Origin of the sequence: Amycolatopsis regifaucium, from assembly GCF_001613935.1 — a bacterium.
Taxonomy (GTDB): Bacteria; Actinomycetota; Actinomycetes; order Mycobacteriales; family Pseudonocardiaceae; genus Amycolatopsis; species Amycolatopsis regifaucium.
Window position 1 is genome coordinate 47,660 of sequence record NZ_LQCI01000002.1, and the last position, 12,208, is coordinate 59,867.

A 12,208-nucleotide genomic window follows, 5' to 3' on the forward strand; every position below is an offset into this window, starting at 1 on the left:
TCACCGACGGCGCGCCGTCCCGCCCGAGATCCGCCTCACCGGGTCCAGATGCAATGGCTCGTCGAGACCGAGGACGGGCGGAGCCGCGAGAGGGACGGGAAGACGGTAGCTTCCTTCGACGCGGCCGTCGCGATTTTGCGGCGAGGGCGGAACCTGCCAGATCCAGCCGTCACCGTCGTTGTCGGGCAAGATCGGCCTGCCGTCTTCGTCGTGACCGAACTGACCGACCCGCACCGCGGGACCGGCCCCGGGCACACCCAGCCACAGCAGATCGACCGGATGCCCCACCGGTGTTCCCAGCCGCTCCCAGAGTCGGACGGCCAGTGCTTCCAAATCACCGGTTTCGCAGGCGTACAACCGGATCGCCTCGCCCGGCTGCCAGCCCGACGTCCGGATCGCCTGCTCGATCGCCTCCACATCACGCAACCCGTGCTCCAGCAACACCACCCCGAACACCCCTTCTTCCCTCGGCAACCACCTCGCCGCACCGGCCGCCTTCGAGTCACCGTCCCCGATGAGCACTCCCACGTCCGCGATCGACGTGCCGCCGAACGGATCGGCCCATTCCGGCATCTCCCAGAAGGTCGGGTCCCACGGCAACGTGGAAAGCCAGTCCGGCATGGTTTCCATCATCGCGTCGAGATCGAAGCCTTCCAGGAGCAAATCCGGCCCCGGGGCCATGAGGTCCTGGAAGAAGTCAGCGGGTTCTTCCCCCGACAGCGAAGCCATCGGCCGAAGGTCCTGCCCCGCACTGACCCGGACGTCGGCGATCCCCGAGACCAACCCGCTTTCATCCGCTTCCTCCGGATCGAGACGAGATGCCCTCCGCCGTCGTTCCCGTGCCTGTTCCGCCTCTCTCGCCGAGCCGGCGGGAATTTCGGACGGGCCCGCCCCGCGGCCGTCTCTCGGCTCCCCCACCCGGACACTCGCCATCACATGTGCGCCCGGCCGGGCCACGTGATCCGAGCGCTCCCATAGCACCTCGGCGGCGAACTGTGCGATGTCGACCGGCCCGATTCGCCGTTGGGCCTCCAGCGCCAGCGCGACCGTCCTCGCACCCTCGCGGACGAGTTCCTGGATGTACTCCTTGCGCTGGACCGCCAGCTCCTCGGACTCACTCTTGGCCGAGCCCACGGTGAAGGTGAACGGCCGCATCCGGGTTTCGCCCGCCTTGAGGGCCCGCAGTGCCTCACCCTGTGCCAGCCACCGCACCCGATTGCCCTGCGCCGCGGTCAGGCCGGGCTTCCGCGAGGGGAAAGCGACATCGAGTGAAGTCATGCGCCGATACTCCCGTGGCGACTTTCCTTCTTCGTCGTACCGCAATAATTCGAGCCGCATTTTCTGGTCGCTCATGCGCGTTCCCAGGCTGATCCTCAGTTTCAAGGACTCTTCGATGCCGGCCTCGTCCACCCCCGCCGACCGCAATTCTTCGTGTACGAGCACGGCGGCATCGCGAAGCCGCGTCGTGTGCGCGGGAGTGCCTTCGGTTCGCGGACTGATGGACAGCACGATCCGGAGGTCGGGGGCCTGCACTCCGGCCCGCTGACGCCGGAGCACTTCGGGAGCCAAGGCCCTCACCGCGGCGCGCAACGCCACCAGGTCATCCGGCGAGAGAGTGAACGAGGTGTCGCGCGTCAGTGGCGCCGACCATTCCGTCCGAGGAATTCCGATCGCCTTGAAGGCCGCGAAGGACACCGCGTTGCTCGGTGTCACCGGCATCGACTCGTCACCCGCCACGAGAGCCGTCAGCAGGGCGGCCTTGAGATCCGTCGTCGAGGGCACCATCTCGGAATCGAGGGTGTGCGAGTCGGGCAATTCGGCGGACGGGTTCTCGAGGACCATGTCCACCAGGTCCGGGCCGAGCGTCTTCGCGGCGCGACCCGAGTCTTCGAACCTCACCTCGCCGACGAAGGCGTCGACGTCGATTTCGGAACCACCGATCTTCTGGTACGCCACCGAGACCGTCGTCACCGCGGCCTTGACCGCGTCCTTCAGACGGCGCTCGCGCTGCTCTCGCAACTCCGGCGAACCATGGAAGGCGGGATCCAGGACGAAGGTGACCGGGCTCATCCGGTCTTCTCCGGACAGCAGCGCTCGGATCGTTTCACCCTGCAGGACCCAACGGACCTGATCGGAGTGCGCTGCGGGCAGACCGACCGCCTTCTGGGCGAACGCGACCGCCAGCTGAGCCTTTTCGCGATAATCGTCCGGTTTCAGCCCATGATCGGCATGCCGCACCAGCTCGAACCGGGTTCGCTTCCCGGTAGCCAGACGTTGGGTTCCCAGGTCCAGCTTCACCCGAAGTTCCGCCGGGACGACCGGGACCTCCTCGCCCGCCGCGGCCAAGGCGGCGATCCTGTCGTCGATCATCTCCCGCACCAACTTGCCGACGACTTCCAGCCGCTCCCGCTGGATCGGACGATGCGTGTCCTTGTGATCGACATGAAGGCGCAAGCGGAGATCGGGAGCCTGCAATCCCTGCCTGCGACGCCGCAGGATCTCCCGCACCAGCCGGTCCACCACCGGAGCCAGCTCGTCGATGTCCCGCGCGGTCACGAACCCGATTTCGGTACGTGCGGCCAGATGCCCGGTCCACTCGACGACCGGTGGCTCGTAGACGACGTCGGCACCCGGTGGGAGGGCCCGGGCGCCCGTGGCCCGCGACCGGCCCGCGGCATGCTCGTCTTCCTCGACGGCCGGTCTTGCCGCCTTGAGCCACTCGCGCACCGTGTGGAGACTGCTCAGTCCACCGGTGAGAGCGAACACCTTGGCCGGTTTGTAAGGCCGTCCGGTGTCGGGATCGTCCTCGTTCGCCAACCCCTCCACCCACGCCCGCACCCACTTCGTGGTGGCTTGGTTCAACCTGCCGGACGAGGCGGGAACCGAGATCCCCTTGGGCAGAGTGAGTGTTTCCAGATAGGCCCGCAACGTCTTCGGCCCGGTCGGGCCCGGCCGCCACCGCACCACTTCCTCCGGCACCGGGACGTCGGTCACCCTGCCGGAGGTCTGGGCTCCGGCCGCTGCCGATTCCGCCGCCACGGGCGCCGCCAGTTCCAGTTCCTCCAGCGTCTTACCCTGCGCGAGGTCCTTCCACAGCAGGCCGAGTTCCTCACGAAGGATCAGTCCCCCGGACATGCGGACGACCTCACTTTGCGTGTACGGATTTCCCAAGACGTCGTTCACGCCGTGAAATCCCGCCGCCCAGGCACGGATCCAGGTCCTGGCGGCCTTGTTCGAGGTCCGGCGCGTGCCCGATTTCAGGGCGAAGCCGTCCGGAAGTCCTCTTTGGACCAAATATTCCCTCAACGTCTGCGGCTTCGTCTCGTCCTGTTCGGGCCGCCAGTTCAGGACGTCCGCCGGCACTGGGAAGACCACGGGCCCCAAATGCCGTGGTGCGTCGAGACCAAGACCGGCCGGTGCGGTGACCGGAACGGGCAGCCGGTAGCTCCCCTCGATCCGGCCCTCACGGTTTCCCGAGGAGGGCGGAACCTGCCAAACCCAGCCACCGCCGTCGGCATCGGGCCAGACCGGCTTCCCGTCCTCGGTGTGGCCCAGCGGCCCGACCCGGACGGCGGTCCCGGCCCCGGGCACACCCAGCCACAGCAGATCGACCGGATGCCCGACCGGAACGCCGAGCCTGTCCCGCAGGTCGACGGCCAACTGCTCCAGGTCGCCGGTCTCACAGGCGTACAGCCGGATCGCGTCGCCCTCTCGCCATCCCGAAGCCCGGATCGCCTGCTCGATCAGGTCCACATCACGCATACCGTGATCGAGCAGCACCACCCCGTGCACGCCCTCTTCCTTCGGCAACCACCTCGCCGCACCCGCCAGCTTCGAGGTCCCGTCACCGACGAGCACGCCGACTTCCGCCACGTTCGCCCGGCCACTCCGATCCGGCTTCGACGAAGACGCCTCGGCTGTCCCCACCGCGTCGGCCAGCTCCCGCGCCAGCACCTGCAGCAGGCCTGCGGCGGAAGCGGGGCTTTCGCCGCCGAGGTGGTAGTGCACGCGTTCGGCGGTCAGGATGGTGTGCAGGACTTCCCGCCGTTCCGCGATCCCCGGGTTCGCGAACCGCGCCGACAAGATCCGCCGCGCTTCCGCCGCCAGTCCGGCGAGCACGTCCTCGGGCACCCGCGCGGACGCCAGCAGTCCCCGCGCCCAGTCCGATTTCCGCAGCACCCAGTCCGGCAACGAGTTCCGCGGCCGGCCATCGGCGGACTCTGTCGGCGTCGAGTCGAGAACGGCCTCGGTGTCCTTTCCGGTGGGAGCGGCCTCGCCCTTCCCCGGTCCGGCGCTGTCTTTCCCGTCCGGCCCTCGCAGAGTCGCGTTGAGCTCCGCCAGTTCGGTTTCCAGTTCTGCCTTGGCTCGCAGCCAGGCGGTCCTGGCCACGTCGGCCGCGCGGGCGGCGGCGGTCAGTTCCGCCCGCGTCCGGGCCAGCTCCTCGGCGGCGGCGTCGAGATTCGCCTCTTCCCTGGCCAGATCCGCGGTCAGCTGCTTGCTTCGTTCCCTTGCTTCGTCATGGGAACCGGTTCCGGCCGACTGGAGTGCGGCGACACTCGCGGCGATCCGCGCTCGCTGTGCGGCGATTCGCGGATCGACCCCGACCTCGCCCGGCACGCCGGCGATCGCGCGAAGCCGTTGCTCGACGGCCTGGTGATCGAACCACTTCTGGTCGGCGACACCCTGTTTCCGGTGGAGGATCGACTCTTTCGCCCGCCACAGCGCGGCGGCCCGCGAGACGCCGTCCTGGGCTTGCGCCGCCTTCGCCGGAAGCGGAACGCCCAGCACCTTGGCCAGGTCGGCGTTGATCACCCGGGGCAGGGCCGAGGCGGGAAGCCGGACGACGACGGCGCTGGTGACCCCGTCGACTTCCGCCACGATCAGGTGCTCGGTGTCGAACCTGGTCAGTCCACTCCGGCCCGTGTCCTGCAGGGTCACCGAACGCAATCCCGAGGTGGCGCCGGAAAGCTGGCCGGTCGCCGTGGTCGCCTGGGTGTCGGCTCCACCGGGGATGTGCAGGTTGTCGGCCCGGTCGGTGATGCCTCCGTCACCACCGACGAGCTGGCCGCCCGCGGCGCCGGAACGAGCCGTGTCGGAGGTGAAGCTTTCCAGGATCTTCGCGGATTGGTCGAAGCGGACGTGGTCGCTCAAGCCGACGACCTGCGCCCCGGTGAGCCTGGAGTAGATCTTGACCTTCGCTGCCTGGCCACCGGCGAGCGACATGGTGTACAGCTCCGGCAAGGGCAGCGAAGCCCCGGAGCTCTTCACGAGATTGGCCCGGATGGCCGTGTTGGTCACCGACAGCGCGAGCGTGTTCATCGCGCCGGTTTCGCTGTTGGTCAGCCCTGCCTTCGCCCCGGCGCCCTTGATCGCCTGGATCACTCCCTGCCGGATGTCCGCGGCGCCCCGGAAACCCTCCACGAGTACGTCCGCCGGGAGCTTGCGGCCGTCGCTCTGCCATTCCTTCACGCTGTCTTCGGTGTGCCGTCCGAGCGGGATCACCGAGCTCTCGTGTTCCATGCCGCCACCGCCGCCGAGCTTCTGGTCGTCGGCGCTCGCCCGGATCGTGATGTGGTCCGTCAGCGCGCTCGACCCGATCTCGCGGCCTTGGCGCTCGATCTTCAGTTCCCACCGCAGCCGGACGCGGTACCGGGCACCGGGCCCGGACGCGGTGGTCGCGCGGATCGAGGTCAGTCCGGATCCGGTGACCCGGCGGTCGGTGCGCTCGCGTGTGCCTGCCACGCCCGCCGAGCCGCCCATCGCACCTCCACCACTGGGGTCACCGGTGGAGAACAACGACCGCCAGCCGGGACGGAGCCAGCCACCCCTGGACTTCGAACGTTCTTCGACGGACTTGCTCATGGCCGCGTTCGTGATCGCCTGCTCGATCTCACTGCCGTCGTTCTCGTAGCCGTCGAACTCGACGGTCTCCGCGGTGGCCTTCAACACGACGTTGTAGTCGTCCGACCACAGCACTCCCGGCTTGTGAACGCGCAAGGGCAACCCGCCGTCGAGCGCGTTGTCGAGCAGCGACGCCGCGTTCGCGCCTTCGACCAGATCACCCAGCCGTTGGGCGTTGCCCATCACGTCGTCCAGCACGGACTTCGGGATGAGGTCCCGGTGCTCGTCCTTGAGACCGGCGCGCAGCGCGGGCAGCAGCCGGGAGAGATCCGGCAGGTCCTCGGCGACGTAGCTGCCGAGAGAACCCGAGGAGCCGAGCGCCAGTTCCGGGGCGCCGAGCTTGGGCACCGTCTCCCGCGGTTCGGCCGCGGGAAGCAGCCCCTGCGCCCTGGCCTGCCGCTCGCTCATCCGGAGGAAAAGCGAGCCCGGCATGAACTTGTCGGCCCCGGCGGTGGAGACCGCGCCGTCGACGATCCGTTTCTGCCTGGATTCGAGGACCATACGTGCGTTGACGTCGTAACGGACCAGCACGGTGCGGCTGTTCGCCGACGCCCGTTCCTTGTGGTCGACCACGACGGTCTGCTCGCTCGACCGGCCCCGTTTCCGGCCCCAGAACTTGCCCGAGCCACCCAGCGCGATCCGTCCACCCGCCGCGGACGTCGACGTCGCGTCGGGCGCGAAGAAGTTTATGTTCGCGCTGGATCCCAGTGCTTTCACACGGGAGAATTCCGACGCCGCCTTGGTCGCGCCGCTGCGAGTCACCTTGTCGCGGCCGACGTCGGACACCTTGACCACCACCGGCTCGCTCAGCTCCAGCCGCATGCCGACGGCTCCGGTGCGTTTCGTGGCGCGGCGCCCGTAACTGAGGCCGTTGCGACGGAAAGCGGGTATCGACGAGGATTCGAGCAGCGCGCGAAGCGTCTCGGGAGCGAACCACTCGTGCACGAGCTGGTGTCCCTTGCTGCCCGGGAGTACCAGTACCTCGTCGCCGTCCGTGACCCGGTTGGACAGGTCGACGGCCAGGTCCCCCAGCTCTCCGGCGTTGGCGAAGGCCTCGACGTACAGGAATTCCGGCACCCTGGTGGTCGTCGCGGACAGTTCGTCGATGGTGGGTGTCCGCTCGGGATCGAGGTGGGTGACCGTCGTGGCTCCCGGAGCGAACTTCGAGGGATCGGTTTCGTGGACCGCGGAATCGCTCACCCACAACTCGGTCTTGCCCGTCAGCGGGGTGAGCGGGACCACGGCGCCGGGCCGTGAGCCCGCGAGCGTGCGCACTTTCGGGGTCGACCGGAAGGGCGATCCGGGGGTCAACCGCCGTACCCAGCGGCGAGGACGCCGGTGGCTGACGATCTCGACGTCGAACGTGATGTCGTGGCCGAAGACATGGGACTTGTCGGCGCCGACCTGTTCGACGGTCACGGCGCTGCCCGCCGAACCCGTGTTCTTCCGTGACCGGCCGGCCGCGAACTTGACCGGCGTCATCGCGACATTGGTGATCGCCCCGATGTCCAGCGCGCCGGTGAAGCCGACCCGTCCGCGTGCCTCCGGCCCGCCGCTCCAGCCGCGGTCCGCGCTCGCACCGCCGGCGGCGGTCGTCCCCGTGGTCTGGATCCCGGCCACCGTGCGCCCGTCCACCTGCCCGAAATGGCGGCCCGCGCCGAGGGTGGCCTTGACCCGCACACTGATGAACTCGTCGTGGAAGAAGCCGCGGCGTTTGAGCTGGGTCGACACACCGGGGCCGAGGAGACTGTCCAGCCGGTTCATCAGAGCGCTCGCCGAGAACACCGACGCCAGCTTCCGCTGGTTCGAAAGGCGTTCCTCGACCTTGTCGCCGGAGCCGCGGGACGTCTTCGGCTCGCCACTGCTCCATTTCGGCAGCAGATCCTGCAGACCGGGAGTACGCCGTAACGCGTTTTCGATCCGGGGAAGGACACCCGCGGCGACCGGCGTGATCCCGGCGCGAACGTGCCCGCCCGCCGCGGCGGCTGCCAGATACGGAGGTTCGAAGCGCGGCCCCACGTCGATGAAACGCTTCTCGTATCCCGGCGGGACCGGCAGGTTCTCGGCCGCGGCCTCGTGCAGGTCCAATCGGACGTACTTCGTCGCCGGCTCAGTCACCCAGTCACCGTGCAAGGTCTGCACGGCGACCTCGCCCGTCACTCGATAGCTGCCGACGTCGCCCTGGACGTACATGCTGGTCCCCGTGGTGGCCGACCGTCCCCCGACGGCCGTGTCGGAGACGGTCGCCGCGATGGCCCCGCTCACCCCGCCGTACCCGGCCGCGACCCCGGGCACGCCCGCCCCACCGCCGATACCGCCGAGGACGTCCGGCCCGGACTTCGAGGTGTACGCGATCGATTCCTCGGCCGTCACGGTGTTCTCCGTGCGGGACTCGCCCTCGGCGGGCACCACCCCGACGAACTCGACGTCGTGCGGGCGGAAGGTCATCCGGGCGGCTTCACGGTAGGCGCCATGGCGACTCACCAGGTCCGCGGAAGGCGCGGGCTCGCCCGGCCACAGCTTCCTCGACAGCGCGCGGATGTTCGCGGCGGACACGAATTCCCGCAAGGCGGCCCAGCCGGGCGCCCCCAGTTTGGTCACCGAAGGATGGACCTTCCGCTGGACCTTGTCGAACAGCGCCCGCTCGTCGAAGTCCACCGCGTCGACGGCGAGGTAGCCCATCCTCTTTTCCCAGCCGCGGTATGGCTTTCCCGCCGAGACCCCGGCCGGTTCCGTGATGGTGGCGAGCGAGTCCGAAAGCAGCAGGGTGACCTCGCCGTCGCTGGTGTCCACGAGGGACTGGCCGTCTTCACCGGTCAGCGTGATGTAGTACTTCACGGGCACTTTCGCGCTCCGCACCTCGGCGTTGGGCCGCCAGATGGTCTGCGCGTTCGTGGACGTGTCGGAGGTGCGGATGCCGACTGGCCGGGCGAGTCCCGTACCGCCACCGGCGATGAGCGGCCAGCCGGCGCTCATCAGGGAGATCGTGGAAAGCCCAAGCCGGTAGGACGAATTCTCCGCCCGGGACCGCGTGTGCCCGATGATCTGCTGGTCGCGTACCTCACGGACGGCCCTGGCGGGCTCACGCTTGCCCTCACCGGGCGTCGCGCCGTCGAGATCCATCACCGCGACGACGTGCGCCTCGAACCACTTCTCGCCGGCCCGGACCTGGAAGCTCCGGCCCCCCGGCGGTCGCGGACCCTCGGTCCCGGCCGGCCGCCCCGGTGCCGATCCGAGGAAGGTCTCGAACCTCGCGCGGTTCAGCTTCCCGACGATGGCCTTGACGCCTTCCGGAGCCGCGGTGCCGATCGGGGCCAGCATCTCGTTGATGCGTTCACCGACCTTGTCGCGGTCCTTGACCTCGCTCACCACGACCAGACCCAGAGCCCTGCCGTCGCGGGCGTATTCCGGGAGGGCCTCCCGGAACGACGAGCCCGGCTTGTTCGTCGCCGGGCTCGCGGACGGCGTACCGTCCTCTCGCCCATTCGAAAGCGAGGACTCCGGCTCGTCCTCTTCTCGGATCGTGGCCAGTCGGCGATATTCACCCTTACCGGGATGTGAAGAGCCCGCGGCGGCGCCGTCTTCGCTTTCCCTGCCCCAGATCTCGATGACCGGGTTTCCCGCACCGGCGACGATCTCGGGTGCGTTCGTCAGGCCGAGCGCCGCCGTCCCGGGCCGCGGGGCGGTGCCGGGGAGCGAGGTCTGCGCGAGGTGGACCGCCTCCTCCAAAGCGGGTGCGACCAGTGTTCGATACGTGCTCTCCGCTTCGTCACCGATGACACGGATCCGCGTCTCGGCTCCCGGATTGTCCAGGAGGAAGCGGGCGACGTCGCGGGCCTGAGCACGAAGTTCGGCGTCTTCGCCCCTGTCGCCGGGAGACACTTCGACGCGCAGGAGACGCTGCCCGCCGGGCAGCGCCAGACCGACCTGCGGCTGTGCGGCCTGCGACTGTGCGGCCGAGGCGACGGCAGGCACGGTCGGCGCGTTTCCGGCCCTCGTCGCGTCTCGTCGGTCGACTTCCTCCGGCGTGCCGTGCAGGGAGTCCTCATCGGACGGTCCCCTCGCGGGCGGGTCGTTGTCACCGGAATCGGAGTCCGGCTCGTCCTCTTCCCACACCGGGGGCAGCTCGGTGTCGGCGGCGTCGTCGACGACCGGAACCCGGTCGGCGTTCTCGTCGATCCAGATCTCGATGATCGTGTTCCCGGCGCCGCGCAAGACCTCGGGTTCGGTCGCCAGGCCGAGGTCGTTCCGTCCGAGCCGCTGCCCCACGGGCGTCGACAACTGTTCGAGGTTGGCGAAGGAGTCCAGTTTGGGCATGACCACGCCGGTGAAGTCCAGCAGGGCAGCCACGGGGTCGCCGATCACGCGATAGCGCACCCGCGGAATGCGGTCCTCGTCGTGTGCGGCGAGAAGGTCACGGGTGAGCTGGGAAAGGGGCTTCCAGTGTTCGACCGGCACCGTCCAGGTACCCGCCGGGATCTCCATCCGGACGACGCGGCGCCCGCCGTGGAGCGCCGGATCCGCCTGTGCCGCGGCGAGGGCGTTGTCGTAGTCGCGTTTCGCCTTCCAGAACTTCGCCGCGGCGCGGCGTTCGAAGGCGGTCTCGGCGACGGTACGGCCGGGGTTCCTGGCGGCCACCGCGCGGGCCTTCGCCCTGGCCTCGGTCCATTCGCGGTCGCGCCGGGCCAGTTCGAGGACGCTGTTCTTGAGCGGCAGGGGCAGTCGGTGGTTCTGGTCCTTGCGGCGGACGTGGTAGCCCTTGCCGTAGTCGACGTCGGCCACCTGTGTGCCGCGCCGGGCGAGCGGGCCGGTCGAGCTGGGTTCCGCCACCAGCCGGAACCGGGTCGGATAGGACCAGGTGCTGGTGATCGGATCGGCCGAGGCGGGGGTGCCGGGCTTCGGCAGTGCCTTGCCGCCTGAGCCGTGCGCACCCTCGTGCTCGTGGCCGTCAGCGACGGCGCCGTGGGCTTCGAACCCGAAGAACAAGGCCTGCATACTGCCGAAGACCTGCCGCCCCTCTTCGTAGGTGGTGTGCCCGGGAGCCTGGGGCACGCCCGCGCCGACGACCGGCAGGGTCGCGATCGCCTGCGCGGTTTCGCTACCGCCACTGACCTCCTTCGCCCGCGCGGCTTCCGTGTGTCCGTTCAGCTTGATTCGCCCGCTCGCGTTCTCGAGGCTGCCGGGGCCGTCGACCATGGCGTGCAACGTCAGGTTCACGCCCAGTTCCGAAGGGAGGGGCAGCTCGATCCCGGTGGCGCTGCCGTCTTTGAAATGCGACGACGCCAGGACGTTGAGCCAGCTGGGCGTGAGCTGCTCGCGGATCAGCGCCAGTGTCCGCGAATCCAGCTTCTTCCCGGTCGCGGCCTCGAGGACGGCTTGGGCGGCCTCGCGCAGAGCCTCGACCTGGCCGTCGAAATGGGTGATCCGGAAATCCGCCGGGTCGGCCGGGAGGTTCGCCGCGCCGGACGGCCGCCGCCACTTGTCGAGGCTGTCCTCGGTGGCTTCGGTTTCCGGACGCCGGGTCACCGTGCCCTCGTGCGGAAGGTCGTCCCCGGTGCCCTGGTCTTCCACCGCCGATCGGGTGCGCACCGTGCGCGTCGCGGAGATCTCGGCGATGCGCTCGCCGCGCCGTTCGAAACGGATGTCGAAGTCCAGCTCGACGCTGCGCTCGGCCAAGGCGCCGCTGACCGACTCGGACTGCGTCGACTCCGCGGTACGGCTGTCCTTGCGGCTCCTGAACTGGTTCAGCCAGTCGAGGACGTGCCCGACGCCGTAGCCGAGCGTGGTGGAGGGCGCGCCGTGCTTACCGGGGTCGCGCTGGGCCTCTTGCGCGGCCGATTCCGACTGGAACATCATGGCCGCGGCCGGGATGGTCATCAGCTCGACGAAGCTCCGCTTCGCGGTGCGAGTGGTCGCCGCCCACACGGACGCCACCGAAGCCTTGGTGAGCTCGCCGTGCACCACACCGAAGGGCTTCGGCTCGCTCTTCGGGCGGGCTTCGACGACGAGATCGTAGGTCTCCCCACTGAGTTTGTCGTCCAGCCGCAGACCGGCGGTGACGCCACCGTTGGCCAGATTGACCATCGAAGCCTGGAAGCCGGACAGGAACCGCTCGATCGCGCGGTGGTTGTCGTGACCGGTGTCGGAGGCCGCGCTGTTCAGCAGCTGCTCGGCCTTCTCCTTGGTGAGCGCCGCCTCGAGCCGCGCGTAGAGCCCGGCCGTGCTGCCGGTGCCGTCGGCCTGGTCGGCCCGGTAGAGCTGAGCACTGAGATCGACCGGCTCGCTGACCCCGTCGGCCCAGTTCGAG

Annotated in this window: 1 protein-coding gene (only partly in view); it reads right to left on the reverse strand. The window is 69.3% G+C overall.

Translation table 11 applies throughout. From position 1 onward, the window contains the following. Positions 1 to 12,208: the 3' portion of a WXG100-like domain-containing protein gene (locus tag AVL48_RS01455; RefSeq protein ID WP_061988622.1), read on the reverse strand. The gene runs 15,563 nt beyond the window's last position; the window shows 12,208 of its 27,771 coding nt (coding positions 15,564-27,771); its start codon lies off the right edge, out of view; its stop codon occupies positions 1 to 3.